Here is a 26,396-nt window from a genome sequence, read left to right on the forward strand (position 1 = left end):
CCCCGGTATGTGCAGGACTCCCCGGAGAAGTGGTGTGCGGCCGGGATCACATCACGAGTAGTTGGTTGTCGAAGGCAATCATCTTTACGGTAGGCACCTCACCGACCGAAGAGGAACACCTGTGCCGAGCCCCACCCGGACGCCGAACCCGCGTCTCGCGATCGCCGTCCTCTGCGCCGGCGGCCTGACCGCCGCGCTGACCCAGACGCTGGTCATCCCGATCCAGAGCGACCTGCCGCGCCTGCTCGACACCTCGGCCGCGAACGCCGCCTGGGTCGTCACGGTCACCCTGCTCGCCGGTGCCGTGGCGATGCCGATCGCCGGCCGGCTCGCGGACCTCTTCGGCAAGAAGCGGGTCATGGTCGCCAGCGCGGCCCTCCTCGTGGTCGGCTCGGCACTCGTCGCGCTCTCCTCGACCCTCGTCCCCGTCCTCGCCGGCCGGGCGCTGCAGGGCCTGGCCATGGGCTTCATCCCGGTCGCCATCTCGCTGATCCGCCAGATCGTGCCGCCCCAGATGGCCGGCAGCGCGGTGGCAGCGATGAGCGCGACGCTCGGCGTCGGCGGCGCGATCGGGCTGCCGTTGTCCGCCTGGATCGTCGAGGTCGGCGACTGGCACGCGCTCTTCTGGGTCTCCACCGTGCTCGCCGCGCTCATCACCGTGCTCACCGCCCTGGCGATCCCGCACATCCACGACGGGGCGCCCGGCCGGTTCGACTGGGTCGGCGCGATCGGCCTCGCCGTCGGTCTCGTGTCGCTCCTCGTGGGCGTCTCCAAGGCGACCACCTGGGGCTGGGGCGACGCCCGCACCCTCGGCGCGATGGTCGCCGGCGTCGTCGTCCTCCTCGTCTGGGGCGCCTTCGAGATGCGCCAGGCCGAGCCGCTGGTCGACCTGCGCGCGACCGCCAAGCTGCCGGTGCTCATGACCAACGTCGCCGCGGTCGCGATCGGCTTCGGCATGATGGCGCAGGCGATCGTCGTCCCCCAGCTGCTCCAGCTGCCCGAGGCCACCGGCTACGGCCTGGGCCAGTCGGTCCTCGCCGCCGGCCTGTGGATGGCCCCCGGCGGCCTGGTGATGATGCTGTTCGCGCCGGTCTCCGGCCGGCTCATCGCCACCATCGGCGCCCGGATCACGCTGATGATCGGCGCCGCCGTGCTCGGTGCCGGCTACCTGGTGGCGTACGTCCTCATGGATGCCCCCTGGCAGCTCCTGCTCGTCTCCTGCATCCTCTCCGCCGGCGTCGGGATCGGGTACGCCGCGATGCCGACCCTCATCCTCGACGCGGTGCCGCCGCGCGAGGCCGGCGCAGCGGTCGGCCTGAACGCGCTCATGCGCTCGGTCGGCACCACCGTCGCGGCCGCCGTCATGGGCACCCTGCTGACCAGCAACACGACGCCGATGGGCCGGGGCTTCGAGATCCCGACCGAGGACGCGTTCCGGCTGTGCTTCCTCGTCGGCGCGGTCGCCGCGTTCGTCGGGGTCGCCATCGCGGCGACGATCCCGCGGCGCAAGGTCGACGACACCGTCGTCGAGCATCCGGAGGCTGCCGGGGTCGCCGCCGGCTGACGGCCACCCGCCGCGCGGGGCGGGATCAGCCGCGGGCGGCCCGGCCCAGCGGTCGGCTGCGGACGAGCACGCCGATCTTGTCGATGCGGTGCTCGGGGTTGCCGAACCGGTCCGACCAGTAGTTGCCGACGGCGTGGTCCTCGGGGGTCGCGCACGTGGACAGCGTGATCATCGGCCACGTGGGCCGCTCCCCGGGCCGTCCCGGCACGGCGGCCCGTTGCGCCCGCAGCGACGCGGCCGAGCGGAACGACGTCTCCCGGGTCGCGGTGACCCGGTAGGTGTAGCGGACCCCGCCCGCCTCGACGTGCACCACGTCCCCGCGCCGGAGCTCGGGCAGCCGCTCGAAGGCGCGGGTCGACGAGAGCCGGTGCGCGGTGACCTGGTAGTTCCCGATCCCGCCGGGGCCGATGCCGCCGCGCGGCCCGTGCGGGCTGGCCGCGTCACCCCTGTCCTGGATCGCCGTGCCCGGGGCGTCGTCGGTCCACCCGCGGTAGGGCACGACCTCGAGGCCGGCGAGCCCGATCGCGGGCACCGCGAGGGTCGCCGCACGTGGCCGGCCGTCGCTCGCGACGTACGGATCCGGCGTCGTGGTCGCTGTCGGGGTCGGCGTCGGGGTCGGCGTCGGGCTGGTCGACCGGCTCGACGCCGCCGACGGCGAGGGGGTGGACGTCGATCCCAGGGCCTCGGAGCCCGCCGACGCGCCGTCGGAGCACCCCGTCAGGGCACCCGCACCGAGGACGATCGCGCCGACGAGGGCGGGGCCGGTCCGGCGGGTGAGGGCCATGGAACGAGCGTAGGTGGGCGGCGGGCAGGTGGGTACAGGTCGCGCATGACCGAGCAGAACGCCAACGAGAAGAACGAAGCCGTCCAGATCATCGTCGACCGGGTCTCCTCCTGGCAGGACGGCGCGACCGAGGGCACCGTCGCCGAGGAGCTGCGCAAGGGCGCCGACGAGGTCGGCATCGAGCTCAGCGACGACGAGATCGCCAAGCTCGCCGACGCCATCGAGTCCCGCCACGGGGTGGTCGACGCGAAGAGCGTCCTGTCTTGACCAGCGGCCCCGACGAGCGGCACACCCGGCCGGACGGCGTCACCGACGCCACCGTCGAGGCGCTCGGGAAGCTGTCGGAGGCGCTCGAGGCGGTCGAGGCGGCTCGGGGGTTCCTCTACAACTTCCACCGGATGAGCGGCACCGCCGACCTCACCGCCGGCGACGCCGTCGACCTGCTGCAGAAGGCGGGGCACACCGAGCTCGCCGAGAAGGTCCGCACCGAGATCATCGGTCGCAACGTGATCGAGGGGCGCTGGACGTTCCAGATCGTCGAGGCGTACGACGACACCTACTACGCGGCGTTCAAGGACGTCGAGCGGGAGGCCCGCGAGGCGCTCGTCGGCGGCCGCCGCCACCTGTACGAGGCCGAGATGAAGGAGGAGCGCCGTACCCACGGCGCGACCCACCACGAGGCCACGCCCGCCGAGACCCCTCCCGACAAGTGAGCGGCCTCCCGGTGCACACGCTGAACGACGGCACGACGCTGCCGGCGATCGGCTTCGGCACCTACCCGCTGAAGGGCGAGGAGTGCGTCACCGCCGTGCAGTCGGCGATCGAGGCCGGCTACCGCCTGATCGACACGGCGGTGAACTACGGCAACGAGGGCGAGGTCGGCGAGGCGATCCGCCGCTCGGGCGTGCCCCGCGAGGAGCTGGTGGTGACCAGCAAGCTGCCGGGGCGGGCGCACGCGTACGACGACGCGGTCGCCAGCGTGCGCGGGTCGCTCGACGCGCTCGGGCTGGACCGGATCGACCTGCACCTCATCCACTGGCCGAACCCGCGCGTGGGCAGGTACGTCGACGCCTACCGCGCGTTGGTCGACCTGCGGGCCGAGGGGCTCGTCCGCACCGTCGGGGTCTCCAACTTCACCGAGGAGCACCTGCTCCGCGTCATCGACGCCACGGGCGTTACCCCGGCGGTCAACCAGGTCGAGCTGCACCCGTACTTCCCGCAGGTCGGGATGCGCGCGGTGCACGAGCGGCTCGGGATCCGCACCGAGTCGTGGAGCCCGCTCGGCAAGCGGCAGGCGCCGTTCGACGAGCCCCCGGTCGCGGAGGCGGCCGAGCGGCACGGCGTGACGCCGGGGCAGGTGATCCTGCGCTGGCAGCTCCAGCTCGGGAACGTGCCGGTCCCGAAGTCGGCGACGCCCGAGCGGCAGCGGCAGAACCTCGACGTCCTGGACTTCGAGCTCGCCGACGACGAGGTCGCAGCGATCACGGCGCTCGGCCGACCCGACGGGCGGCTCTTCGACGGCGACCCGGACACGCACGAGGAGATGTGACGTGCCGGCGGCGACCCCCTACCTGTGCGTCGACCTCGACCGGTTGCGGCGCAACGTGCGGGTCGTCGCCGAGCGCGCCGCGGCGCAGCAGGTCGCGCTCCGACCGCACGTCAAGACGCACAAGAGCCCGGAGATCGCCCGGCTCCAGCTCGTCCACGGGGCCGTCGGCATCACCGTCGCGACCATCGGCGAGGCCGAGCTGTTCGCCCGACACGGCTGCGAGGACGTCTTCATCGCCTATCCGCTCTGGCTCGACGAGCGCGCGGCGGGCCGGGTCCGCGAGCTGACCGAGAAGGCGCGCGTCGCCTTCGCCGTCGACTCGGCGGCAGCGGCGGCCAATGCCGGCCGGCTCCTCGGCCGCACGCCGGTCGAGGTCCTGGTCGAGATCGACAGCGGCCAGCACCGCACGGGAGCCACCCCGGAGGAGGCCGGCGCGGTCGCGACGACCGCGGTCCGCGCCGGGCTCGAGGTGCGCGGGGTGTTCACGTTCCCCGGCCACTCCTACGCGCCGGGAGCGGCCGAGTCGGCCGCCCGGGACGAGGCCGCCGCCCTCGCCGCCGCCCGGGCGTCGGTGGAGGCCGCCGGGATCGAGGTGCGGGTGGTGAGCGGCGGGTCGACCCCGACCTCCGCGCACACCGACACCTCGGTCGTCACCGAGCTGCGGCCGGGTGTCTACGTCTTCGGCGACGCCCAGCAGTGGGAGCTCGGTACGACGACGCCCGACCGGATCGCGCTGAGCTGCCGGTCGACCGTGATCAGCCACAGCGGCGGCCGGGCCGTGCTCGACGCCGGCAGCAAGGTGCTCGGTGCCGACCGGGCGGGCTGGTCGACCGGGCACGGCCGGCTGCCGGCGTACCCCGACGCCCGCATCGTGCTCCTCGCCGAGAACCGCGCCGTCGTCGACATGGCCGGCGCCCCGCTCCCCCGGCTCGGCACCCAGGTCGACGTCGTGCCCAACCACGTCTGCTCCGCGGTCAACCTCGTCGACGACCTGTGGGTCGAGGAGGCCGGTGCGCTGCGCGCCTGGCCGGTCGCGGCCCGTGGGCTGAACTGCTGAGCCCGCCGCCTACGATCGGCGCCATGCTCAAGCGCCCCCTCGCCGTCCTGGCCACGCTCGCCGCCGTCTCGCTGCTCGCCTCCTGCGGCGACGACGAGGGATCCACCGCCTCCGACGCGCCCGAGGGCGACGGTCCGAGCTGCACCTACCGCGAGGACGGCCAGGAGGCGGCCAAGGAGGTCGACCTCCCGCCCAGCCAGGCGACCGTCAGCGGCACCGTGTCCGGGACGATCGCGACCAACATCGGCGACATCGGCCTGGAGCTCGACGCCGAGGCCGCGCCGTGCACCGTCAACAGCTTCGTGTCGCTCGCGGAGCAGGGCTACTACGACGACACCACCTGCCACCGGCTCACCACCGCGGCCGCCGGCATCCAGGTCCTGCAGTGCGGCGACCCGACGGCCACCGGCATGGGCGGCCCCGGCTACACCATCGACGACGAGGTCACCGGCGACGAGACCTACCCCGACGGCACGCTCGCCATGGCGAAGACGGCCGCCCCCGACTCCGGCGGCTCGCAGTTCTTCATCGTGTACGGCGAGACCCCGCTGACCCCGGAGTACACCGTCTTCGGCACCGTCGACGAGGCCGGCCTCGAGGCCGTCCAGGAGGTCGCGAAGGCCGGCAACGGCCCCGACGGCGTCACCCCCGCCGAGGCCGTCGACATCTCCTCCGTCACGATCGCGGACTGACCCGCCGCCTCCGCGCCAGGAGGACCTGCGCGAGCGTGCCCGCCAGGGCGAGCACCGCGATGCCGCCGACCGCGAGCACGGCGCGGTTCGGGCTCCCCCACGGCCACGACCCGCGAAGGACGGCTCCGGTGCCCGCCGGGGCGATGCCCACGAGCGCGACCGCCCAGAAGACCGGGCTCACGACCAACAGCGGCTCGCGTCCCGTCCCTGCCTGTCGGCGCTCGACGCGCTGCAGGAGCGCGGCGCAGGCCGCCGGCACCGCGACCACGGTCACGCCCCAGACCACCCACCGTCCTGCGGCGTACGACGGAAGGTCGCCGAACATCGCGTCGACGACGACCGACCAGGCGCACGCCACGACGTACAGCGGGAAGAACACCGTCCACCACTTCATGCGACGGCTCTTACCCGGCGAGTCGTAGGCGAACCCCCTCGTCGCAGGCCGGCCGGCGACGTGCGGGCTACAGCGGGAAGTGCACGCCGGTCAGCTCCTCGGAGCGCTCCCAGAGCCGGCGAGCGAGGTCGGGGTCGAGAGCGGCGGGGGCGCGGCGGGCGGTGGTCGGCCAGCCCTGCATCTCACCGGGACCGTGGGGGCCGACGTAGGTGTTGCCCGGGACGTCCATGGTGGCGGCGTACAACGTCGGCAGCGCGCCCTGCCACGGCTGCATGCCGGCGAGCCGGTGGCCCCAGGAGCCGACCCAGGTGAGCACGGCGTTGCCGGAGCTCGCCGTGATCGCCGTGGCCGTCGAGCCGGGGTGGGCGCCGGTCGCGCGGAGCGTCGAGCCGGCCGCGGTCAGCCGCCGTTGGAGCTCGGCGAGGAAGAGCAGGTTCGCGAGCTTCGAGGCGGCGTACGCCGCGTAGGGGCGGTAGGTGCGTCGCTCCCAGCCGAGGTCGTCCGGGTCGAGGTCGCCGTGCAGGTGCGCCCGGGAGCCGGTGACCACCACGCGGTCGGTGAGTCGCGGCAGCAGGAGGTTGGTCAGCGCGAAGTGGCCGAGGTGGTTGGTGGCCAGCGTCGTCTCGAAGCCGTCGGCGGTGCGGCCGAACGGCATCCCGAGGACCCCGGCGTTGTTGACGAGCACGTCGACGCGGTCGAGGTCGTCGGCGAACGCCCGCACCGAGGCCAGGTCGGCGACGTCGAGCACACGCACCTCGACGCGGCCCTCGTCCCGGCCGGGCAGGTCCGCAGCCACCCGCTCCCCCTTCGCCCGGTCGCGCACCGCGAGCACGACCTGGCCACCGGCCCCCGCCAGCGCCCGCGCGACCTCGAGCCCGATCCCGCTGCTCGCCCCCGTCACCACGAACCGGCGGCCGTCCTGCGGCGGCACCTCCCGCCAGCGAGGCACGCGGGTCCGGTGGATCTCGGGCAGCTTCGGCACGGGCGTCAGCCTGCCACGACACGCCCGGGCCCCGGGCCCGACTTGTGCGAGGGCGACGTGTCGGGAACGGTGGGTCGGGACCTGCACACGATCTGGAGGAGGCGAGCTGTGCTCACCCTCACCGAGAACGCCAGCACCATCGTGAAGGACATCTCCACCCAGCCCGGGCAGCCCGAGACGGCAGGCCTGCGCATCACCTCCGAGAGCGCGACGGAGCCGGCCTTCGCCGTCACCGCCGCCCCGGCCGCCGAGCCGGGCGACCAGGTGGTCGAGCAGTCGGGCGCGACGGTCTACCTCGACGAGGCGGCCGCGGTCATGCTCGATGACAAGGTGCTCGACGCCGCCGTGGACCCGACCGGCAAGGTGGAGTTCGCGCTGGGCCTCCAGGCCTGACGCGACCCCGGCACTCCCAGCAGGGCCCCGACCGCCACGGTCGGGGCCTTGCTGCATCCCCGCTGCGTCCCCGGCCGGGCGCGGCCACCACCGGGTTGGCAGGATCGGCGTCATGCCCACGACGACCCGAGAGATCCACCTCGCCTCCCGTCCCACCGGCTGGCCGGTGCCGGAGAACTTCCGCACCGTCATCACCGAGCTCGCCGACCCCGGCCCGGGCGAGGTCCTCGTCCGCAACACCGTCCTCTCGGTCGACCCCTACATGCGTGGGCGGATGAACGACACGAAGTCCTACGTCCCGCCGTTCGCCCTCGACGCCCCGCTCGAGGGCGGCGCGGTCGGCGAGGTGCTCGCCTCCGGCGACGACCGCTTCTCCCCCGGCGACACCGTGCTGCACCAGGCCGGGTGGCGCGAGCACGCCCTGCTGCCGGCCGACCAGGTCCGCAAGGTGGACGTCTCCCAGGTCCCGGCCAGCGCCTACCTCGGCGTGCTCGGCATGCCCGGGCTCACGGCGTACGTCGGGCTCACCCGCATCGCCCCCGTCCAGGAGGGCGACACGGTCTTCGTATCAGGTGCCGCGGGCGCGGTCGGCTCGGTGGCCGGCCAGGTTGCCCGCGAGCTGGGCGCGAGCAAGGTCGTCGGCTCGGCCGGGTCCCCGGAGAAGGTGCGCTGGCTGACCGAGGACCTCGGCTTCGACGCGGCGTTCGACTACCACGACGGCCCGGTCGCCGCGCAGCTGAAGGAGCACGGGCCGGTCGACGTCTACTTCGACAACGTCGGCGGCGAGCACCTCGAGGCGGCCATCCAGCGGATGGCCGACTTCGGGCGGATCGCCGCCTGCGGCGCGATCGCGTCGTACAACGACACCGAGCCGACCCCGGGCCCGCGCAACATGTTCATGGTCGTGCAGAAGCGGATCAGCCTGCGCGGCTTCATCGTCACCGACCACGGCGACGCCGCCCACGACTTCTACGCCCGCGCCGGAGCCTGGGTGGCCGAGGGCAAGGTGAAGCACCGCGAGACCTTCACCGAGGGGCTCGACAGCACCGTCGACGCGTTCCTCGGCCTGCACCGCGGCGACAACATCGGCAAGATGCTCGTCCGGCTCTGACCTGGCTCTGGACCTGGGTGTCGGTTCCTCCAGGTATGTCGCTGGACCGTCACCCCCCACGGTGAGCTCACCCTGGGAAGTGACGGTTCGCCTGCATACCTAGGGGAGACGACTCCCGCCGGCGGCTCGCGGACCCGGCTCGTCACGGAGGTACCACGCCACCCAGGTGACCGGGAAGAACAACCCGGCGACGAGGGCCACGCCCGGGCCGTGACCGCGGCGGCGCTCGCCGACCGCGGTCAGCCCGGCCAGCGCGAGGACGGCCGCGCCGGCGATGAGAGCGACGGCGAGCCCGAGGTCCATGCCGCCCAGTCTCGCCCGCGCCTCAGGCGCTGTCGAGGGGCCGCCCCAGCATCGACCCGACGAGCCGGCGGATGACCGGGGAGGGCGAGAGGCCGAGCTCGTCGGCGAGGAGCCGGCGGTAGTGGTCGTACTGCCGCAGCGCCTCCGCGTGGTTGCCCTCGGCCAGGTGCACCTCGACGACGCGGCGGTGGGCGCTCTCGCGCAGCGGCTCGGAGCGCACCGCCTCGAGCGCCGCGCCGAGCGCCTCCTCGTGCCGGCCGTCCGCGCGCAGCACCTCCGAGGAACGCTCGAGCGCGTGCAGCCGCAGCTGCCGGTAGCTCTCCCGCTCGACATCGAGCCACTCGTCGCGCCACGTCGGCAGCAGGTCCTCGCGCCACAGCCGAGCGCGCTCCGCTCCGGGCCGCAGCCCCTCGCGCAGCTCGTGCGCCGCCTGCTCGGCCTCCCACAGGTCGACGACGACATCGCCGCTGAGCCGCACCGCGGTCGCCGTGCACTGCACGAGCGTCCGGCCCCGCGGCCGCGGCAGCCGCCACAGCACCGTGCGCAGGCTCGCCGTCGCACGCGCTGGCTCGGCGTCCATCCACAGCCGCTCCGCGAGCGCCGTTCGTGGGACCTTCGCACGCCGGTGCACGACGGCCAGGTGCGCCAGCAGTCGCTGCGCCGGCCGGGTGACGTCGAGCTCGTCCTCACCGAAGTGAAGACAGAAGCCGCCGATGAGTGACAACCGCAGCTGCGGCGCCGGCGTCAGGTCCATGCCCCCGGCAGTTCCCTTGAGCACGGCTCTCATCCACACCCCCTGGGGCATTTCCGGACGCCGTTGACGCGACGGAGACGCCTCAGGGACGCGACGGCGACGCGACAGCGACGCGACGGGGGCGCATCGGCGACGCGAGGGTGCACGCCGGCGCGGACGGCGGGTGCCACGCCGGCGACGGCGTGGCGGCGTACGCCGTCGCGGACGGCGGGATCACGGCTGGCCGGGAGCGTGCTCCTCACCGGGTGCTGCGGAGGCACCCACGACGAAAGGCGCGACCCATGTACCGACACACCAGCGAGCTGCAGTTCTCGGCGAAGCCGGAGCGGCCCGACGCCCTCTTCGCCGCGAAGCTCCAGGAGCTCGTCGGCGGTCAGTTCGGCGAGATGACCGTGATGATGCAGTACCTCTGGCAGGGCTGGAACTGCCGCATCCCCGGCAAGTACAAGGACATGATCCTCGACATCGGCACCGAGGAGATCGGCCACGTCGAGATGCTCGTGACGATGATGGCCCGTCTGCTCGAGGGCGCCCCGTCCGAGACCCAGGCCGAGGCCGCCGCCGCCAACCCGGCCCTCGCCGCCGTGCTCGGCGGCCAGAACGTCCAGCACGCGATCGTCACCGGCGGCGCCGCGATGCCCACCAACAGCCAGGGCGTGCCGTGGAACGGCGGCTACATCGTCGCCAGCGGCAACCTGCTGGCCGACTTCCGCAGCAACGTGTCGGCCGAGGCGCAGAGCCGGCTCCAGACCGCGCGGGTCTACCAGATGACCGACGACCCGGGCGTGAAGGACATGCTCCAGTTCAACCTCGCCCGCGACACCTTCCACCAGCAGCAGTGGTTGCTCGGCATCGAGCAGCTCATCGAGGACGGCTTCACCGACGGCATCGAGGACTCGCTGGCCGCGGAGGAGAAGGACGAGCCCGGGCGCACGTTCTACAGCTTCCACGAGGGCAGCACCGCCGCCGAGGGCCGCTGGGCCCAGGGCACCACGCTGATCGGCGACAAGGAGATCCAGTTCTCCCCCGGCGTCGCGCTGACCGACGACGTCCAGCAGGTGCCGGCGCCCGACCCGCTGCTGTTCGCGACCTACGACGGCAGCATGGGCCCCGGCAAGCCCGGCAACGCCGCCGGCGCCTACGGCCAGGGCGCCGAGAACCTGCTGCACAAGGCCAAGGAGAAGCTCACCGGCGAGTGAGCGACGAACCTCGGAGACCGGACCGATGACCGAGCTGCTGCTGCGCCCGCTGGCCGACGCCTTCATGGAGGTCGGCGTGTTCGTCGCCCTCCTGGTGGTGCCCTTCGGCTGGGCGCGCCATCGGTGGGGCCACCGGCTGGACGACGCCCTGGAGCGTCACCGCCGGCTGGGTCCGCTGGTGGCCGCCCTGCTGACGGTCCCGCCGGGCTGCGGCGGCGCGATCATCGTGATGTCGGTCTACGCCCGAGGAGCCGTCAGCTACGGCGCTGCGATCGCCGCGCTCGTCGCCACCATGGGCGACGCGTCGTGGGTGCTGCTCGCGGCCGACCCGGTGCTGACGCTCCAGCTCAAGGTGCTGCTGGTCGCCACGGGCGCGGCGACGGGGTACGTCGTGGACGCTGCGGGCATCGCCCCGCGACGTCGCGTCGACACCGTCGCCCGCCCGGCGGCCGCGGCACCGGCCCCGGTGCCCGTGCCGGTGCCGACGCCCGGCGCGGCCGCGGCCGCGCCGGCCCGGCGGCGTACCGTCCTGATGGAGGCCGCCACCTTGCCCGCCCTGATGTGGCTGCTGCTGGGGGCGGGCGCGACGGTCAGCCTGCCGGCGACGTTCGAGCTGGTCGACCCGGCCGAGCTGGGGAACGCGCTGCTCGGTGGCGTCGACCCCTACCTGGCGATCGGTCTGGTCGGCTCGGTGCTGGCGGTCGGCTTCTTCCTGCGCAACGGCTGCAAGCTGGCCGACGACACCGTCGACGGCGAGCCGACGTCGATGCAGCAGGTGCTCGCCAAGGGCGCGGACGAGGTGTCGTTCGTGACCGTCTGGGTCGCCATCGCGTACCTCGCGTGGTCCCTGCTCACGCACCTCACCGGCTTCGACGGCTCGCAGCTGCCGGTGCTCGGCTTCGCCGGCGTCGTCGTCGGCGCGCTGGTCGGGCTGATCCCCGGCTGTGCCGTGCAGATCGTCTTCGCCGGGTTGTTCCTGGCCGGCGGCATGCCGCTGTCGACCCTCGTCGCGAACACCATCAGCCAGGACGGCGACGCGCTCATCCCGCTCCTTGCGATGGAGCACCGCTCGGCGCTGCTCGCGACCGTGCTCACCACGATCCCGGCGGTCCTCGTCGGGTCGCTCCTGCTCGTGCTCACCTGAACCGACCGGAGGAACACCGATGTCCCACCTCGTCCCGCCCGTCACGCCGCCCGTCATCCCACTGGTCGCCGCCCGGCCGCGCGCCAGCGTCGTGCCGCTCTCCACGACCCGGCTCCACCTGCTCCTCGCGGCGGTCGCCGCCGTGCTCGGCGCCGCCACCGGCACCCCGGCGGCGCTGGTCGCCGCCGCGGCCGTGCTCGCCGTGGTGGCCCTACGCGCGTGGGTCGTCCACGGAGGTGCTGGGGTCCTCGCCGACCCGCATGACGCCCACCCGCTCGACCCGGCCGGCGATCCCGGCCAGGGCCTGGCTCAGGCCGCGTAGCCGGCGCGCGGTGGGGACGGTGGACCTCTCCGCACCGCGGTCGAGCACGTCGCGGGAGCGGTCGATGACGGTCAGCGGCAGACCGGCCAAGGCGTTGCCGGGTGGCCGCCGCGCGACCGTGGGGTGCGGGCGCGTTGGTGCGGTACGGCGTACCGCCTCCCACGCGAGGCCGAGCGCGCGCAGCTGCGCGGGTGGCACGAGCTCCTGCAGCCGCGGGAGCAGCTCGTCCTCCTCGTCGCGGACGTCCTCGCGCAGCACCTCGATCAGCCGCTCGATGACCGGCCGGCGCTCCTCCTCGCTCGGCTCCTCGGAGTCGAGCTGCACCACCAGGTGGTTGACCTCCTGGTGCTCCTGCTCGACCTGGAGCGTCAGCCGCTCCCCCTCGTCGCCGGGCAGGATCCGGCGCAGCGCCGGCCAGAGCACCGACTCCTCGGCGAACGCGTGCGGGAAGACCAGCCGGTTGATCTCGCGGAGCACCGCCCGCTGCTCCTGACCCTCGCTGCCCTCGAGCTGGTGGAGCAGCTCGTCGAGGCGGACGTGGTCGCGGCGCTGACGGTTCAGGATGCTCCACTCGCCCCCGAGCTCGGCCACGGACTGGTGTGCGATCGACGTCATGCCCTGTGGAGTACCCGCCCCCACCCGGGCCAGTCGCCACCTGCCCCGCGCCCGCTTGCCGGCTGCTAGCGGCGACGGGCGCGGGCGCTTGTAACGGACCGTCCACTGCTCTACCTGCACGCTGCAGCGTGCAGGTAGAGCGTCGAACGGTCCGTTACATGCCGCGTCGTCCGCAAGCACGGGCAAGCACCCGGCTAGCGACCGACGCAGGACAAGCGGGTGTCAGCGGACGACGACGCGGACCCGCTTCGAGCCGAGGACGACCCGGTCGGCGGGGCCGACGACCTTGGTGCGCTCGACGTGCTTGCGCCGCTTGTCCAGGGTCAGCTCGACCTCGACCTCGTCGTTGCGGATCATGCCGGCGACGACCTTCTCGGCCTTCGCGACGGAGGTGATGTTGCCGCCGCCGTACATCCACCCGCCGCCCTGCACCGCGAGCCGGCCCTTCATGCCGGCGGCCGAGGCCGGGACCTTCATGGTGAGCGGCACGTACGTCAGGCCCTCGGCGCCGGCGAGGACCGCGCGGAGCACGAGCGTCGAGCCGGCCTTGGCCTCGGCGCGCTCGCCCTTGCCGAGCGGGATCCACGTCCCGCCGCGCTTCTGCTGGACGCCGCGCACGCGGTAGGTGGAGCTGTCGTCGCTGACGACCGACTCGCTGGTCACCGAGTCGACGGAGACGCCCTCGATCCGGGTCAGGGCATAGACGAGGTCGGAGAGCTCGTAGCCGACCTCGCCGGAGATGTCGTACTCCGAGGCGTACCGGTCGTCGAAGGACAGCTCGAAGGCCGACCCGTCGACGTCGGTGCCGCGGATCGTCCAGCTCAGCGTCTCCGAGCCGGGCATCAGCGCGTCGACGACCCGGTCGTGGTTGGCGACGATCTGGTAGTACGTCGTGCCTGCCGCCGCGCTGTCGACGGTGTTCATCGTGGTGCCCGTGCGGGTGCGGTCCTGGTACGTCGTGGTGTTGGTAATCGTGGTCGCGCGCGGCAGGGCGCCGAGGAAGCCGGTGATCCCGGTGAGGTGGTCCTCGGAGACGGTGCCGACCGGGGCGCCGAGGTTGGCGACCTTGAAGCCGGGCCCGACCGGGTCCTCCTGGACGTAGATGGCCGACGCGGGGTGCAGGCTCATCGTCGTCTCGCCCTCGAAGGACATCGGGTGGCCGAAGCCGACCACGCGGCCGTTGCACACCGAGGTCGCGGTGCCGACCCCGGCCTGGGTGACGTCGCCGTAGGACAGGGAGGCCGCCATGTTGCCGCCGGCGACCAAGGTCTCGGGCCCGGCGGCCGCGGCCGTGCCGACGCCCGCGGCCTGCGCACCGCGGGGCAGGTAGGGGCGGTCCTCGGTGGCGGCGAGGCGCTCGGCGCGCACCCCGGAGACGGCGACCGGCATCGGCAGCTGGCGGAAGCCCTGGGCGGCCTGCGTCCGGGTGACGCCGGTGGCGCGGGCGATCCGGGCGGCGGTGGCCTTGCCGATACGGATCCGGGCGGGCGCCTCGGCGAGGTAGTCGTCCATGTCCTCGAACGGCGTGATCCCGGCGACCGGGGACGGACCGAACGACAGGCCGTAGGCGACCGCGCCGATCAGGCGGCCGTCGGCGGCGTACACCGGCGAGCCGGACATGCCCTGCCAGATGCCGGCCTTCTCCACGGCGGGCATGTCGACCTCGACCATCACCATGTCGAGGTCCGGCCCGATGCCGTCCTCCTGGATGCCGAGGACCTCGCCGGCGAACGGCTCGGGGGTGGTGCCGCGCGTGACGGTGAGGCCCGTGACGGCGTCGCCCGTCTCGAGCTCGGCGACCGGGAAGGCGGGGGTGCAGTCGCCCGCCGGTTCGGCCGAGGTGGCCGGGCCGGCCACGACGGTCGTCCCGAGCAGGAGGCCGGTGGCGGCGGTGGCCGCGGCGGTCAGGGTGACCAGGGCAGGGCCCCGGCGTCGTGTGGTGGTCATGTGGGGCTTCCTCCCGGACGTGGGAGCGTGATCACGCTCGCTGCAACCTACGACGCCGCGGCGCCGGGTTTGGTTGCTCACGCGCCGGAGGTCGTCGCGATCGGGTCACGATCTCCCCGGAACAGGTGACGGGCCGCTCCGTAGGGTGGCGCCGTGAGCACCTACCGGAGCCTGCAGCGGACCGAGGCCGAGGCCCGCGCGGCCCTCCTGACGATCGAGTCGTACGACGTCCGCCTGGACCTGGCCGCGGACGAGGCCACCTTCGCGTCGACCACGACGATCCACTTCGACTCGCTCGGCGGGCCGACGTTCGTCGACCTCAAGCCGGTGCGGGTGCACCGGGTCGTGCTCAACGGCTCGCCCCTCGACCCGGACGTCCTGGACCGCGGGCGGGTGCCGCTGGAGACCGTGTCCGGCCCCAACCAGCTGGTCGTCGAGGCGACGATGCGCTTCCGCAACGACGGCGAGGGGCTGCACCGCAGCGTGGACCCCGCCGACGGGCGGCACTACGTCTACGGCATGTCGTTCATGGACGCCGCCCCGAGCGTCTTCGCCTGCTTCGACCAGCCCGACCTCAAGGCGCCCTACACCGTCACGGTGCTCGCCCCGCACGACTGGACGGTCGTCGGCAACGCGCCGGCCACCAGCCCCGAGCCGGGCCTGTGGCACATCGGCCCGACGCAGCCGCTCTCGACGTACTTCGTCACGCTCGTCGCCGGCCCCTACCACCTCGTCCGGGACGAGCACGACGGCATCGCGCTGGGCCTGAGCGCCCGGCAGAGCCTCGCCGGCGCGCTCGAGGCCGATGCCGACGAGCTGCTGACGATGACGCGGCAGTGCTTCGACGAGTTCCACCGCCTCTTCGGGATCCGCTACCCGTTCGGCGACTACCACCAGGCGTTCGTGCCGGAGTTCAACGCCGGCGCGATGGAGAACCCCGGCTGCGTGACCTTCCGCGACCCGCTAGTCTTCTCCTCGCGCGTCACCCGCGGTGCGCGCATCCGCCGCGCGACGACGGTCGCGCACGAGATGGCGCACCAGTGGTTCGGCAACATCGTCACGCCGCGGTGGTGGGACGACCTGTGGCTCAACGAGTCGTTCGCGGAGTACATGGGCAACCGGGTCACCGCCGACGTCACCGAGTACAGCGACGCCTGGACCCACCACGCCTACGCCCGCCGCCAGTGGGGGCTGGTCGCCGACCAGCGGCCCAGCACCCACCCCGTCGCCGGCAACGGCGCGCTCGACGCGACCGCCGCGCTGCAGGACTTCGACGGCATCTCCTACGCCAAGGGCTCGAGCATCCTCAAGCAGCTCAACGCCACGCTCGGCGACGAGGTGTTCTTCGCCGGGGCGATCGACCACTTCACCCGCCACCGCTTCGGCAACGCCACGATGCACGACCTCTTCGCGAGCTGGGAGGGCGCCGGCGCGGGAGACCTGTCCGCCTTCACCAGCAACTGGCTGCGCACGGCCGGGCCGGACACCATCGTGCTGGACCGGGCCGCCGGCGTCGTCCGCCGCACTCCCCCGGCCGAGCACCCCGCCGACCGCTCCCACACGTTCCGGGTCGCGACGGCCGCGCCCGGCGCCGGCTGGGCGATCTCGTCGCTGCCGGTGGACAGCCCGGAGACGCCGTACGACGTGGCCGAGGGCACCGCCGTCCTGCTCGACCCCTTCGAGGACACCTTCGCGCTCGTGCAGCCGGACGCGACCACGGTCGCCGCGCTGAAGACGCTGCTGCCGGCCACCGACGACGCCCTGCTCCGGGCCGGGGTCTGGAACAACGTGCGCAGCGCCTTCCACAACGCCGCCGTCTCCCCCGCCGACGTGGTCGACCTGCTCGAGGCGGGCCTCGGAGTCGAGGACAGCGACGACGCGGTGTCGGCCACGCTCCCCTGGGTGCTCGGCAAGGTCATCCCCCTCGCCGCCGAGGGGTCGCTCGAGCGGGTCCACCGCGCGGTGCTGCGCAAGGTCGCGACGACCGAGCCCGGGTCGACGTTGCAGCTCTCGGCGTTCCAGGCCGCGGTCGCCTCCTCGGCCGAGCCCGACGCGCTGCGCCAGTGGCTCCGGGGCGCCGTGCCGGACGGCATCGAGGTCGACCTCGACCTGCGCTGGGCGATCCTCGTCCGGCTGGCCGTGCTGGGCGCGACCGACGTCGTGGAGCTGGAGGCCGCCCTCGACGCCGAGCCGACCGCGACGGCACGGGTCGAGCACACCCGCGCCCGCGCGTCGCTGCCGACGGCCGAGGCGAAGGAGTTCGCCTGGCAGCGCTTCACCGGCGAGGTCGACGTGCCGAACTACGAGCTCACCGCGGCCGGCCACGGCATGTGGCGCGTCGGCCAGGAGCACCTGACCGACGCCTACGTCGACCGGTACGTCGCCGACCTCCCCGCCACCGCCGGAGCCCGGAGCGGCTGGGTGCTGGCCGACGCGGCCGACGCGTTCTTCCCGGGCACCTCGCTGCGCGAGGAGGCGCTCGCCTCGGTCCGGACGCTGCTGGACCTCGACGGGCTCGACGCCTCGATCCGCCGACGCGTCGTCGACCAGGTCGACGAGCTCGAGCGCCGGCTGGCCGTCCGCAAGGCCTACCCGGCGTGATCGACCGACCGCGTCGCCCCGGACCGACGGTCCGGGCGAAGGTGCGCGAGCTGACCGAGGCCGGCGAGCGCCGCCACGAGGACCGGCTCGCCACCGAGGAGCCGCTGGAGATCCGGCTCGCCTGGCCCGGCTCGCCCGCGCGGCGGGTCTGGGTCACCATGCGCACGCCGGGCCACGACTTCGAGCTGGCGGCGGGCTGGCTGGTCCACGAGGGTCTGGTGCGCGGGACGGGTCATGTCGCGAGCGTGGCCTACTGCACCGACACCGACCTGTCGCCCGAGCAGGAGTTCAACGTCGTCACCGTCACCCTCGACGCCCCGCCCCTCTTCGACCCGGGTCACCGCCACGACACGCTCGGCTCCGGCTCCTCCGCGTGCGGGGTCTGCGGCAAGGACTCGGTCGCCTCGGCGCTCACCGTGAGCGCCGCGGCGCACTGGACGGGCGACCTTCCCCAACCCGACGTCGTACGCCGCCTGCCGGACGTGCTGCGCGAGCAGCAGCGCGTCTTCGACCGCACCGGCGGGGTGCACGCGGCCGGCCTGTTCACCGCCGCGGGCGAGCCGCTCGTGGTGCGCGAGGACGTCGGCCGCCACAACGCGGTGGACAAGGTGACCGGCGCCCGGGTGCTGGCCGGGGACCCGCCGGCCGAGGCGGTGATGGTCGTCAGCGGCCGGGCCGGTTTCGAGCTCGTGCAGAAGGCGCTGGCCGCCGGTGTCGGCGCCCTCGCCGCGGTCGGCGCGCCGACGAGCCTGTCGGCGAAGCTGGCCGGCGAGGCGGGCCTGGTCCTCTACGGCTTCACCTCCGCGCGGCGTTGCGTGCGCTACACCTGAGCCACCCCCGGCGTGGGTCCGTGGGACTGTCGGCGCCGCCTCCTACGGTCCTCGCATGCGCATCCTCCACACCTCCGACTGGCACCTGGGCCGGTCGTTCCACCGTGAGGGGATGCTCGCGCACCAGGCCGCCTTCGCCGACCACCTGCTCGAGGTCGTGGATTCCGAGAAGGTCGACCTCGTCGTCGTCGCCGGCGACGTCTACGACCGCGCGCTGCCGCACGTCGACGCCGTCCGGCTCGCCGACGACGTGCTGGTCCGGCTCGCCGCCTCGCGGGCCCGGGTGGTCATCTCCAGCGGCAACCACGACAGCGCGCAGCGGCTCGGGTTCAGCTCGCGGCTCATCGACGCGGCCGGCGTCTTCATCCGCACCGACCCCGCGGGCGTCGGCACACCGGTGCTGCTCGAGGACGAGCACGGGCCGGTCGCGGTCCACGCGCTCCCCTACCTCGACCCGCACGCCGTCGCCGCTCCCTGGGACCTCCGCGCCCGCACCCACGAGGCGGCGCTGACCGAGGCGATGGTCCGCGTCCGCGCCGATCTCGCGACCCGACCGGGCACCCGCTCGGTCGTGCTGGCCCACGCGTTCGTCGCCGGCGCCCAGCCGAGCGACTCCGAGCGCGACATCTCGGTCGGCGGCGTCTCGATCGTCCCGACCACGCTCTTCGGCGGCATCGACTACGTCGCGCTGGGCCACCTGCACGGCCGGCACACCCTCACCGAGCGGGTCCGCTACAGCGGCTCCCCGCTGGCGTACTCCTTCTCCGAGGCCGACCACCACAAGGGCTCCTGGCTCGTCGACCTCGCCGCCGACGGCGCGGTGACGGCGGAGTACGTCGACGCGCCGGTCCCCCGACCGCTCGCCCGCCTCACCGGCACCCTCGACGAGCTGCTCACCGACGCCCGCCACCAGCGCCACGAGGGCTCGTGGGTCCAGGCCACGCTGACCGACGAGGTGCGGCCCCTGCAGGCGATGGACCGCCTGCGCCGGCGCTTCCCGCACACGCTCGTGCTCGGCTTCGCGACCCCGCCGCCGGGCATCGGCGTCGCCCCCGCGGCCCGCACCGCCGGCCGCACCGACCACGACATCGCCCACGAGTTCGTCCGCGACCTGCGCGGCACCCCGCCCACCGACGCCGAACGGACCCTGCTCGACGCCGCCATCGACGCGTGCTGCGACGACCCCGACCTCGACCGCGCCGTGCTGGGAGTGGCGGCCCGGTGAGGCTCCACTCCCTCGAGGCGACCGCCTTCGGGCCGTTCGCCGACACCGTGCGCGTCGACTTCGACCACCTGTCCGCCGCGGGGCTGTTCCTGCTGTCCGGCCCCACCGGCGCCGGCAAGACCAGCGTGCTCGACGCGGTGTGCTTCGCGCTGTACGGCGACGTCCCCGGCGACCGCTCGAGCGCCAAGCGCCTGCGGTGCGACGCCGCGGCGCCCGGGGTCGCGCCCCAGGTCTCCCTCGAGGCGACCCTCGGCGGCCGGCGGTTCCGGATCGTGCGGTCGCCCGCCTGGGAGCGCCCGAAGAAGCGCGGCACCGGCACCACCACCCAGCAGGCGTCGGTGACCCTGTCGGAGCTCGTCGGCGGTGACTGGGTGCCGCTGTCCTCGCGGCTCGACGAGACCGGTCACCTGGTCTCGGAGCTGCTGGGCATGAACCTCACCCAGTTCACCCAGGTCGCGATGCTCCCCCAGGGCCGTTTCCAGGCGTTCCTGCGTGCGAGGTCGGAGGAGCGCCACGAGCTGCTCCAGCGCCTCTTCCGCACCGGCCGGTTCGCCGACGTCGAGCGGTGGTTGCGCGACCGCCGCCTGGACCTGCGCCGGCGCTCCGAGTCGGCGCACCAGGGTGTCGCCGACCTCGCCAGCCGGGTCAGCGAGGTCGTGGCGACCCCGCTTCCGTGGGACGTGCGCGACCTGACCGAGCCGTCCGGCGACGGCACGCTGCTCGCCTGGGCCGGCGGCCTCGCCGAGTCCGCCGCCGCCTCGGCGACCGCGTCCGGGGTCGAGGCAGTCACCGCCGGCTCGACCGAGGCCGTCGCCCGGCAGGCGCTCGAGGCGGGCCGGGCACTCGCCGAGCGGCAGGCCCGGCTCGCGGACGCCGCCCGCGAGCACCAGACCCTGCTCGGCGAGGCCGACGCCGTCGCGTCCGACAGGGTCGTCCTGGAGGCGGCACGGCGCGCGGCCGGCGTGGCGCCGGTCCTGCGGCTCGTGCAGCAGACCCGCACCGCCCGGGCCGCCGCCGCCCGAGCCGTCACGCGTGAGGATCGCGAGGCCCTGGTCGCCGAGGTCGACGTCGCCGTCACCGCCGCAGCCCGGGTCGAGGCGCTCCGCCCACGCGCCGCCCGCCTGGCGACGCTGCACACCGAGGCGGGCCGGCTGACCACCCGCGCCACCGAGCTCGAACGGCTCACCGCCGCCGCCCGCGCCCGCTGCGAGGCCGTCGAGGTGCAGTCCGCCCTCGACACCGTCGTAGAGCGGATCGCCGCGCACGCGACGGTCGCCCGCCTGCGAACCGAGCTCACCGCCGCCCGGGAGGCGTGGCACGAGTCGCGCGAGGCGACGCTCGCCGCGCGGGAGCACGCCATCGACGTACGCCGCGCGCGGCTGGACAGCATGGCCGCCGAGCTCGCCGGCGCCCTGGCGGTCGGCGCCTGCTGCCCGGTATGCGGCTCCGACGACCACCCGGCCAAGGCCGTCGCCGGCCCCGACGCCCCGGACGACCACGCCGAGAAGGCCGCCCAGCGCGCCGTCGACGACGCCGCCACCCTCGAGCACCTGCGCGACGGGAAGGTCCGCGACCTGGTCATCCGGCTCGAGCACGCCGAGGACGCGGCCGGGCCGGGCGACGTCGACGGCCTCGAGGCCGAGCGGGCCGAGCTCGCCACGTCGCTGGAACGGCTGCTCGCCGCAGCCGGCGGTCGCCCGGCTCCCGACGCCGCCGCGGCCTCCCGAGCCGTCGAGGAGCTCGTGGCCGAGTCCGCCTCGGTCGAGGCCACCCGGCGCTCCCTCGCCGAGGAGGCCGAGGTGCTGGCGGACGAGCTCGAGCAGGCGATGGCCGACGCCGGCGAGTACACGACCGGCGACGCCGCCGCCGACCTCGACCGCCTCCTGCGCCGGCACCGCGCCGCCGAGCGGGAGGGCCGCGCGGCGCTCGACGCGCTGGACCGCCTCGCCGAGGCCGACCGCGCCGTCGCCGAGGCGGAGGCCGCGCTGGCCGACGCCATGACCGCCGCCGGCTTCGACACACCCGACGAGGCGTACGCCGCCCTCCGCGACGCCGCTGCCTGCTCGCGGCTGGAACAGCGGCTCGCCCGCCACGAGCAGCGCCTGGCGGCCGTCACCGAGGTGCTGCGCGCTCGGGGCTCCGAGGAGCTCGCGGCCGCCACTCCCCCGGACCTCGACGCCCTCGTCGGCGCCCACCGCGCCGCCCTGGCTGCGCTGAACGACGCCCGCACCGCCGAGGACCGCTGGACCACCCGCGCCGGCCGCCTCGCGTCGCTGCACTCGTCGCTGGCCGACGCCCTCGACGACTGGGCGCCGTTGCGGGCCGAGCTCGAGCTGGCCACCCGGTTGTGCGCGTTCGTCGAGGGCAAGTCCGCCGACAACCGGCTGCAGATGCGGCTCTCGGCGTACGTCCTGGCCTACCGCCTCTCCCAGGTCGTCGCCGCCGCCAACGAGCGCCTCGCCCGGATGAGCGACAGCCGCTACTCCCTGGAGCACACCGGCCGCCGCGGCGCCGGCGAGACCCGCGGTGGGCTCTCCCTGCTGGTCCGCGACGACTGGTCCGGCGAGGCCCGCGACCCCGCCACCCTCTCCGGCGGCGAGACCTTCGTGGTCTCCCTCGCCTTGGCCCTCGGCCTGGCCGACGTCATCACCAACGAGGTCGGCGGCGCCGCCCTCGACACCCTCTTCGTGGACGAGGGCTTCGGCTCCCTCGACGCCGACACCCTCGACGCCGTCATGGACACCCTCGACTCGCTCCGCGACGGCGGCCGGGTCGTCGGCGTCGTCAGCCACGTCGCGGAGATGCGCGACCGCATCCCCACCCAGCTGCTCGTCGCCAAGTCACGGCACGGGTCGACCGTCTCGCTCACCGGCTGACCCATCCGCTCGCACTCGATGGCGCGACGACCCACGCCCACAGCGCCGCCTGTCGGCGTGCGCCCGCAGGTGTCCGCTCATGCCGAAAGTCGGACGTTGCGGACAGCCTTATCGCTCTTGTGGGATGAGTTGCTTGTGATCAGCCGTTCCTGAAGAGATGCCGCGTGATCGCCTCGCGCAGCGGATCGTGTTCCGGGCCAAGCGCGGTGGCCGGGTCCGACCAGTTCTCTGCCGGGTAGAGCCACACCGGCTTCCGGATGAGCGCGGGCGACTCCCACTCGTAGCGGGGCCACACATGCGCGTGGAGGAACGGATCGGTGTTGCCCAGGATCTCCAGATTGACTCGACGAAACTCGGAGTCCAATTCTCGACAGGCTTGACTGACCGCCTCGCCGAGGTCGGCCATTGACTCAAGGAAGTCCCGACGCCCAGGTCGCGAGAGATCGGACAGGCTCCCGACGTGCGGGTCGTCAGCAAGTAGAACGCAGTAGCCGGGTAGCCACTGAACGTCACCGATCACCGCGAACGCTCCCGGGAGCCTGCCAAGCACGGTGGGATTCTCCCCGCGCAAGGCTGTGCCGATGCGATCTGCTCGCCAGTCGCTCATGAGTGGAACGCTCCCACATTCCGCGATGAGGGCTGCTGCGCTCGCCCGGATCTGCCGCGATCAGTGCACTCCGGCCCGAATGAGTGGAGTCGCCGACTCCACGGCCTCTGCCTTGGACGGAACGCGCAGCGGGGACCGCGTAGGTCAACGCCCAGCGTCAGCGCCCGCGGCCAGAACGGGGCGAGCGACGACCTGCGTGTGTACGTTCTCGACCATGCTTACGCCCGGTGGCCAGTTCCGTGTCGAGATGCCCAGTGGCCGCATCGTTGAACGTCTCCCTGTGGGCCATGCCAACGGACACTGGCACCTCACCTTCGTCACGTCAGGCCAGAATCCCGTGCTGGGCGACCGTGCGCGGGGAGTCACGATGCGCGACGAGTTCCAGGAACTGATAGACGTCGCTGGCGTGGACGGGGAACTCGAAGTACGCGGGAGGGGCTGCGGTAGCGATGCCGACGAGCAGACCTACACCTTGCGACTCTTCGGAAGCGACGTGACTGAGGGGCGGATTGAGTACCGAGACGAAGGAGCGGTAGTCGCCAGGGAGGTCATCTACCTCACCGCCCCCGAGATGACTTGACAGGTGTCACGACGCGGGAAGCGTCGGCATCGGCAACACTCCGGACGTGTGCGGATGCTGCAACGGCGGCAACACCCCAGGCCCGGGCCTGGCGTGGTTAAGGTCGTCAGCGTGGAGCGGGGACGCAAGCCCATCATCGACGGCCATGGACGCGACTGGGCAGAGGACGACATATTCAGCCGCCCTCTGCAAGGCGACCACCTGCGGTTGATGGCTGAGTACGTCTGTCCCATGCCTCTCTGGGATGCCGATGGAGACCTGCCCGACGACCTGGTTTGGTTGCAGACGTACCTCGGCCTCAGCGCGGAACTAATCGAAGACCTCCGTAGTTGAGGCGAGGCATATGACCCCCGGCACATGACCGACCGCGACCAGGCCGCGCATCGCGCGGAGGGCAACCTCTCTACGAGCGACTGCGCTCAGAGGTCGTCCCGGCATCCGAGTGACCTGCCACCAGCAGTAGACACTACGGATTGTTCGAGACACTTCGGGCCAAGTGAGCCGACAGAGACGCCGTGACTACTGCTTGCGACGACGCAACCACTGCTCGGTGAGCACTAGGCCTGCCAGAGTCCCAGCCAGTACGTGGCCAGGACCCGAGTTGGCAAGCAAGTAACCAGACGGTGCGAGTGCAAGGAAGGCCGCGCCAACGACGACGCAGCATGCAAGGAAAGTGAGGCGGTTCGTCAGGTCCCGGCGATTGAGCAACTGCCAGAGCACGCCCGCGACCGCCCCCAGGCCGAGCACCAGCAAGGCGGTGTGTCCAACCATCCTGTGGCTATCGCCGATGCCGCCGCCCACGAACACCGCGATGACGGGCAGGATCCACGCAGCAGAAACCGTTGTGCCCAGCCTGCGCGAGGCGGTCGTCGTCTGAGTCACCCGGCGATTGTCACCCGGAACGGTCGAACGGTCGGCATCGACGGGCGGCACATGCCGGGCCGAAAGCGCGGCTCTTGACGCCCGTTCATGCGGATAGCGGACGTTCCCACCCATTACTGGCACGATGCCGACATGGACGCGCTGGTCTGGGTCGAGGCTTGGCAGGTGCAGGCCGAGATGTTGCCGTTCGTCGTGGGACAGAGCGTTACGTGGCCGGTCGGCTCGCGATTCAACGAGAGAGCGCTCACCGAGCATGTAGGAGCCGACACTGCCGCTCGGGTTTCGATGGGCGTCGACTGGCACGCTCCGCGACCAGTGGACACAGTCGGCTACACCGGCATCGTTTCGCGTATTGAGGTCTACCGGTGTCGCCTCGCCCAGGGACACGTCATTCCAGGTTCGGTAGAGACCTTTCCCATTGCCGAAGTGGACGGCTGGGAGTCAGAAAAGGACGGTCTCCACGTCTCTGGCTACCTCGTGACACTGACGAACATTCGATAATCGGCAGAGCGCTAGACGACTGGCGCGGGCAATCCGCACCTGCCGCCTAGCGTGGCCGTAAGCGCGCGGTCCTGCCGCGATCACCGCACACCGGGCCGAAAGCGCGGCTATCAACGCCCGCTCATGCCGATGAGCGCGCGGCGAACGAAGCGCTACAGCCATGGGGGCTGGTGCCGCCCGACGTAGTCACGGGCGCGCTGCAGAGGGTCGCGCCAGTAGTGATGTGGCATCCGGTGATAGTGCTGCTCGCAGAACTCGGCGAGGTCGACCGTTATCGCAACGCGTTCGAGCCGGTGACCTTCGAAGTCGGTGTTGACCGCAACCAGTTGCGGCTCCGGATTCCAGCCTGAGTGGTCGAAGGTCCAACCATTCCAGGTCGCGTAGGTGTGGAAGACCTGCTGCTCGCCCTCAAACCGCAACGCCTCGATCGCGATGGAATGGTCCGGGTACTCCTCGCGGCAGACCCAGGCCAGCAGGTGGCACGCTCCGGCAGCAAAGAAGGCTTGGTCCGCCCGTTCCCATGCAACCCGTTGGTCGGACCGCTCGATCTCCGTCCGTCGGAACATGCCAGCGGCTTGAGCATTCACGCGTAGGACGCTATCCGAGGAGTCGGACACGTCCGCATCTGCCGCGATGTGCGCCGCTCTCGAACTGCGTCATTCCGGCTCCCTTCTGTTGTCAACCGGTTCGGCGTAGCGTCTTCTCCCGCGGGTCCGGGAAGTGGCTGATCCGAAGTGTCGACGTGCAGGGGAGGGTCGGCCGCGCTGGATTCTTGAGACGCCCTGCAGTGCCCTCCCGGACCCGTGCCAACGTCCTCGACAGCGGCACGTTGTGCGTCCTCGAGCAACTGGCGGTAGATGGCGTCGGAGATCCTGCGCTTGAGGCACCGGATGGCCTCGAGGGGCTTCTTGCCTTCGGCTCGCTTGCGCCGGTAGTAGGCGCGGCCGTCGGTGTCGAGGCGGATCTGGCTGATCGCGGCGATGTGGATCATGTGGTTCATCCGCCGGTTTCCGGCACGTGAGGGAGCCGGTGCCGATTCTGCTCGCCGGAGGACGCGTCGAGGGGTGCGGTGCCGGTCCAGGACGCGAACCGGTTGCGGTCGGCGAAGCGCCTCACGTCGCCGACGGCGGCCAAGGTGCGGGCAGCGACGACGGGGCCGACGCCGTGCAGATCCATGAGGCGTGAGCCGCGAGCCAGGACGATGGCTTTGAGCTCGGCGGTGGACTTCTTGATCTTCGCCTCGACCGCGGCCAGCTCGGCGAGCTCTTCGGCAGCGATCCGGCGACGGGTCTTCCCAGCGATGTCACGAGGGCGCACTGACGCGAGCATGGCCTTGGCCTGACCCGTGGTGATGTCGCGCTTCACTTGCCCTGGCAGGAGTTCTGCCAACAACGCCTGGAGTCGGTCGACGGTCTGGACCCGCCGACGGGTCAGTGCCTCACGCCGGTCGGTGAGCATCCGCAGCGCCTCGAGCTCCCCGTCGA

29 protein-coding genes are annotated in these 26,396 nt (G+C 73.0%); 18 read left to right on the plus strand and 11 right to left on the minus strand.

What is annotated here, in order from left to right:
- Positions 1 to 121: 121 nt before the first annotated feature.
- Entirely contained in the window at positions 122 to 1,564 is a 1,443-nt protein-coding gene (locus H7344_RS03270; RefSeq protein WP_186344544.1) for an MFS transporter, read from the plus strand.
- A gap of 25 nt (positions 1,565 to 1,589) precedes the next feature.
- Here H7344_RS03270 and H7344_RS03275 read toward each other — a convergent pair whose 3' ends face one another.
- Positions 1,590 to 2,348: a sortase domain-containing protein gene (locus H7344_RS03275; RefSeq protein WP_186344545.1), complete on the minus strand. Its 759-nt coding sequence runs from the start codon at positions 2,346 to 2,348 to the stop codon at positions 1,590 to 1,592.
- Between the two features lie 45 nt (positions 2,349 to 2,393).
- Here H7344_RS03275 and H7344_RS03280 point away from each other — a divergent pair, with 45 nt between their 5' ends.
- Genes H7344_RS03280 through H7344_RS03300 form a run of 5 tightly spaced genes read left to right on the plus strand, consistent with a single transcriptional unit; the run spans position 2,394 to position 5,646 of the window.
- Positions 2,394 to 2,615, plus strand: a complete 222-nt coding sequence (locus tag H7344_RS03280) for a hypothetical protein (RefSeq protein WP_186344546.1) — start codon at positions 2,394 to 2,396, stop codon at positions 2,613 to 2,615.
- Complete coding sequence (locus tag H7344_RS03285; RefSeq protein WP_186344547.1) at positions 2,612 to 3,061, plus strand: hypothetical protein; 450 nt, start codon at positions 2,612 to 2,614, stop codon at positions 3,059 to 3,061. Before H7344_RS03280 ends, H7344_RS03285 begins: the two co-directional genes overlap by 4 nt.
- A gap of 11 nt (positions 3,062 to 3,072) precedes the next feature.
- A complete protein-coding gene (locus H7344_RS03290) occupies positions 3,073 to 3,897 on the plus strand; it encodes an aldo/keto reductase (protein WP_308423293.1) in 825 nt (274 codons plus the stop codon).
- 1 nt (position 3,898) lies between these two features.
- Complete coding sequence (locus tag H7344_RS03295) at positions 3,899 to 4,954, plus strand: alanine racemase (RefSeq protein WP_186344549.1); 1,056 nt, start codon at positions 3,899 to 3,901, stop codon at positions 4,952 to 4,954.
- Positions 4,955 to 4,977: 23 nt separating this feature from the next.
- Positions 4,978 to 5,646: a peptidylprolyl isomerase gene (locus tag H7344_RS03300; RefSeq protein ID WP_186344550.1), complete on the plus strand. Its 669-nt coding sequence runs from the start codon at positions 4,978 to 4,980 to the stop codon at positions 5,644 to 5,646.
- Here the strand turns inward: H7344_RS03300 and H7344_RS03305 are convergent.
- Both H7344_RS03305 and H7344_RS03310 read right to left on the minus strand, forming a co-directional pair.
- The gene (locus H7344_RS03305; protein WP_186344551.1) at positions 5,630 to 6,040 is read right to left on the minus strand and encodes a hypothetical protein; all 411 of its coding nucleotides are present in this window, start codon (positions 6,038 to 6,040) and stop codon (positions 5,630 to 5,632) included. The two genes, H7344_RS03300 and H7344_RS03305, sit on opposite strands and share 17 nt — an antisense overlap.
- 67 nt (positions 6,041 to 6,107) lie before the next feature.
- On the minus strand, positions 6,108 to 7,022 hold the full coding sequence (locus H7344_RS03310; protein ID WP_229706766.1) for an oxidoreductase: 915 nt from the start codon (positions 7,020 to 7,022) through the stop codon (positions 6,108 to 6,110).
- A 108-nt stretch (positions 7,023 to 7,130) separates the two neighbouring features.
- Here H7344_RS03310 and H7344_RS03315 point away from each other — a divergent pair, with 108 nt between their 5' ends.
- Together H7344_RS03315 and H7344_RS03320 are read left to right on the plus strand one after the other, a co-directional pair.
- Positions 7,131 to 7,415, plus strand: coding sequence for a Fe-S cluster assembly protein HesB (locus tag H7344_RS03315; RefSeq protein WP_186344552.1), 285 nt, complete (start codon positions 7,131 to 7,133; stop codon positions 7,413 to 7,415).
- Positions 7,416 to 7,527: 112 nt separating this feature from the next.
- Positions 7,528 to 8,526 (plus strand): NADP-dependent oxidoreductase, encoded by a 999-nt coding sequence (locus H7344_RS03320; RefSeq protein ID WP_186344553.1) that lies wholly within the window; start codon positions 7,528 to 7,530, stop codon positions 8,524 to 8,526.
- Positions 8,527 to 8,625: 99 nt separating this feature from the next.
- Here the strand turns inward: H7344_RS03320 and H7344_RS03325 are convergent, their stop codons facing one another.
- Together H7344_RS03325 and H7344_RS03330 are read right to left on the minus strand one after the other, a co-directional pair.
- Positions 8,626 to 8,829 (minus strand): hypothetical protein, encoded by a 204-nt coding sequence (locus H7344_RS03325; protein ID WP_186344554.1) that lies wholly within the window; start codon positions 8,827 to 8,829, stop codon positions 8,626 to 8,628.
- Between the two features lie 22 nt (positions 8,830 to 8,851).
- A complete protein-coding gene (locus H7344_RS03330) occupies positions 8,852 to 9,616 on the minus strand; it encodes an AfsR/SARP family transcriptional regulator (protein WP_186344555.1) in 765 nt (254 codons plus the stop codon).
- A gap of 248 nt (positions 9,617 to 9,864) precedes the next feature.
- Here H7344_RS03330 and H7344_RS03335 point away from each other — a divergent pair, with 248 nt between their 5' ends.
- From H7344_RS03335 to H7344_RS03345, 3 genes are read left to right on the plus strand one after another with little or no spacing between them, the layout of a single operon-like run.
- Positions 9,865 to 10,782, plus strand: coding sequence for a manganese catalase family protein (locus H7344_RS03335; RefSeq protein ID WP_186344556.1), 918 nt, complete (start codon positions 9,865 to 9,867; stop codon positions 10,780 to 10,782).
- Positions 10,783 to 10,807: 25 nt separating this feature from the next.
- The gene (locus H7344_RS03340; protein ID WP_186344557.1) at positions 10,808 to 11,926 is read left to right on the plus strand and encodes a putative manganese transporter; all 1,119 of its coding nucleotides are present in this window, start codon (positions 10,808 to 10,810) and stop codon (positions 11,924 to 11,926) included.
- Positions 11,927 to 11,945: 19 nt separating this feature from the next.
- Entirely contained in the window at positions 11,946 to 12,248 is a 303-nt protein-coding gene (locus H7344_RS03345) for a hypothetical protein (protein ID WP_186344558.1), read from the plus strand.
- Here the strand turns inward: H7344_RS03345 and H7344_RS03350 are convergent.
- Both H7344_RS03350 and H7344_RS03355 read right to left on the minus strand, forming a co-directional pair.
- Positions 12,138 to 12,863: a hemerythrin domain-containing protein gene (locus H7344_RS03350; RefSeq protein WP_186344559.1), complete on the minus strand. Its 726-nt coding sequence runs from the start codon at positions 12,861 to 12,863 to the stop codon at positions 12,138 to 12,140. The two genes, H7344_RS03345 and H7344_RS03350, sit on opposite strands and share 111 nt — an antisense overlap.
- A gap of 222 nt (positions 12,864 to 13,085) precedes the next feature.
- Positions 13,086 to 14,810 (minus strand): SpoIVB peptidase S55 domain-containing protein, encoded by a 1,725-nt coding sequence (locus tag H7344_RS03355; RefSeq protein ID WP_186344560.1) that lies wholly within the window; start codon positions 14,808 to 14,810, stop codon positions 13,086 to 13,088.
- Between the two features lie 153 nt (positions 14,811 to 14,963).
- Between H7344_RS03355 and pepN the strand changes: the two genes are divergently transcribed.
- Genes pepN through H7344_RS03375 form a run of 4 tightly spaced genes read left to right on the plus strand, consistent with a single transcriptional unit; the run spans position 14,964 to position 22,342 of the window.
- Entirely contained in the window at positions 14,964 to 17,411 is a 2,448-nt protein-coding gene (gene pepN / locus H7344_RS03360; protein WP_186344561.1) for an aminopeptidase N, read from the plus strand.
- Positions 17,408 to 18,241, plus strand: a complete 834-nt coding sequence (locus H7344_RS03365) for a formate dehydrogenase accessory sulfurtransferase FdhD (protein WP_229706763.1) — start codon at positions 17,408 to 17,410, stop codon at positions 18,239 to 18,241. The genes pepN and H7344_RS03365 overlap by 4 nt, the downstream gene beginning before the upstream one ends.
- 55 nt (positions 18,242 to 18,296) lie before the next feature.
- Positions 18,297 to 19,466, plus strand: coding sequence for an exonuclease SbcCD subunit D (locus H7344_RS03370; protein ID WP_186344562.1), 1,170 nt, complete (start codon positions 18,297 to 18,299; stop codon positions 19,464 to 19,466).
- Entirely contained in the window at positions 19,463 to 22,342 is a 2,880-nt protein-coding gene (locus tag H7344_RS03375) for an AAA family ATPase (RefSeq protein ID WP_186344563.1), read from the plus strand. Before H7344_RS03370 ends, H7344_RS03375 begins: the two co-directional genes overlap by 4 nt.
- Before the next feature lie 139 nt (positions 22,343 to 22,481).
- Here the strand turns inward: H7344_RS03375 and H7344_RS03380 are convergent, their stop codons facing one another.
- On the minus strand, positions 22,482 to 22,949 hold the full coding sequence (locus H7344_RS03380) for an HIT family protein (protein ID WP_186344564.1): 468 nt from the start codon (positions 22,947 to 22,949) through the stop codon (positions 22,482 to 22,484).
- A gap of 214 nt (positions 22,950 to 23,163) precedes the next feature.
- Between H7344_RS03380 and H7344_RS03385 the strand changes: the two genes are divergently transcribed.
- Positions 23,164 to 23,529 (plus strand): hypothetical protein, encoded by a 366-nt coding sequence (locus H7344_RS03385; protein WP_186344565.1) that lies wholly within the window; start codon positions 23,164 to 23,166, stop codon positions 23,527 to 23,529.
- A gap of 519 nt (positions 23,530 to 24,048) precedes the next feature.
- Here H7344_RS03385 and H7344_RS03390 read toward each other — a convergent pair.
- Positions 24,049 to 24,411, minus strand: a complete 363-nt coding sequence (locus tag H7344_RS03390; RefSeq protein WP_186344566.1) for a hypothetical protein — start codon at positions 24,409 to 24,411, stop codon at positions 24,049 to 24,051.
- A gap of 132 nt (positions 24,412 to 24,543) precedes the next feature.
- Between H7344_RS03390 and H7344_RS03395 the strand changes: the two genes are divergently transcribed.
- Positions 24,544 to 24,912: a DUF6578 domain-containing protein gene (locus tag H7344_RS03395; protein WP_186344567.1), complete on the plus strand. Its 369-nt coding sequence runs from the start codon at positions 24,544 to 24,546 to the stop codon at positions 24,910 to 24,912.
- Positions 24,913 to 25,064: 152 nt separating this feature from the next.
- On the opposite strand, the gene H7344_RS03400 is transcribed toward H7344_RS03395, so the two are convergent.
- Entirely contained in the window at positions 25,065 to 25,499 is a 435-nt protein-coding gene (locus H7344_RS03400; protein ID WP_186344568.1) for a hypothetical protein, read from the minus strand.
- A 200-nt stretch (positions 25,500 to 25,699) separates the two neighbouring features.
- On the opposite strand from H7344_RS03400, the gene H7344_RS20185 reads away from it, so the two are divergent.
- Complete coding sequence (locus tag H7344_RS20185; protein WP_222130095.1) at positions 25,700 to 25,933, plus strand: hypothetical protein; 234 nt, start codon at positions 25,700 to 25,702, stop codon at positions 25,931 to 25,933.
- On the opposite strand, the gene H7344_RS20190 is transcribed toward H7344_RS20185, so the two are convergent.
- The coding region (locus H7344_RS20190) for a transposase (RefSeq protein ID WP_222130096.1) at positions 25,909 to 26,396 on the minus strand (488 nt) is incomplete at its 5' end. The two genes, H7344_RS20185 and H7344_RS20190, sit on opposite strands and share 25 nt — an antisense overlap.

The sequence above is a fragment of the Nocardioides deserti genome (genome assembly GCF_014266025.1).
GTDB classification, from domain to species: domain Bacteria; phylum Actinomycetota; class Actinomycetes; order Propionibacteriales; family Nocardioidaceae; genus Nocardioides; species Nocardioides deserti.

Excerpts from the sequence above, each read along its gene's own strand:
- H7344_RS03275 (WP_186344545.1), bottom strand. The coding sequence starts at position 2,348 with ATGGCCCTCACCCGCCGGACCGGCCCCGCCCTCGTCGGCGCGATCGTC.
- H7344_RS03280 (WP_186344546.1), top strand. The coding sequence starts at position 2,394 with ATGACCGAGCAGAACGCCAACGAGAAGAACGAAGCCGTCCAGATCATC.
- H7344_RS03300 (WP_186344550.1), top strand. The coding sequence starts at position 4,978 with ATGCTCAAGCGCCCCCTCGCCGTCCTGGCCACGCTCGCCGCCGTCTCG.
- H7344_RS03305 (WP_186344551.1), bottom strand. The coding sequence starts at position 6,040 with ATGAAGTGGTGGACGGTGTTCTTCCCGCTGTACGTCGTGGCGTGCGCC.
- H7344_RS03320 (WP_186344553.1), top strand. The coding sequence starts at position 7,528 with ATGCCCACGACGACCCGAGAGATCCACCTCGCCTCCCGTCCCACCGGC.
- H7344_RS03325 (WP_186344554.1), bottom strand. The coding sequence starts at position 8,829 with ATGGACCTCGGGCTCGCCGTCGCTCTCATCGCCGGCGCGGCCGTCCTC.
- H7344_RS03330 (WP_186344555.1), bottom strand. The coding sequence starts at position 9,616 with ATGAGAGCCGTGCTCAAGGGAACTGCCGGGGGCATGGACCTGACGCCG.
- H7344_RS03335 (WP_186344556.1), top strand. The coding sequence starts at position 9,865 with ATGTACCGACACACCAGCGAGCTGCAGTTCTCGGCGAAGCCGGAGCGG.
- H7344_RS03340 (WP_186344557.1), top strand. The coding sequence starts at position 10,808 with ATGACCGAGCTGCTGCTGCGCCCGCTGGCCGACGCCTTCATGGAGGTC.
- H7344_RS03345 (WP_186344558.1), top strand. The coding sequence starts at position 11,946 with ATGTCCCACCTCGTCCCGCCCGTCACGCCGCCCGTCATCCCACTGGTC.
- H7344_RS03350 (WP_186344559.1), bottom strand. The coding sequence starts at position 12,863 with ATGACGTCGATCGCACACCAGTCCGTGGCCGAGCTCGGGGGCGAGTGG.
- H7344_RS03355 (WP_186344560.1), bottom strand. The coding sequence starts at position 14,810 with ATGACCACCACACGACGCCGGGGCCCTGCCCTGGTCACCCTGACCGCC.
- H7344_RS03370 (WP_186344562.1), top strand. The coding sequence starts at position 18,297 with ATGCGCATCCTCCACACCTCCGACTGGCACCTGGGCCGGTCGTTCCAC.
- H7344_RS03380 (WP_186344564.1), bottom strand. The coding sequence starts at position 22,949 with ATGAGCGACTGGCGAGCAGATCGCATCGGCACAGCCTTGCGCGGGGAG.
- H7344_RS03385 (WP_186344565.1), top strand. The coding sequence starts at position 23,164 with ATGCTTACGCCCGGTGGCCAGTTCCGTGTCGAGATGCCCAGTGGCCGC.
- H7344_RS03395 (WP_186344567.1), top strand. The coding sequence starts at position 24,544 with ATGGACGCGCTGGTCTGGGTCGAGGCTTGGCAGGTGCAGGCCGAGATG.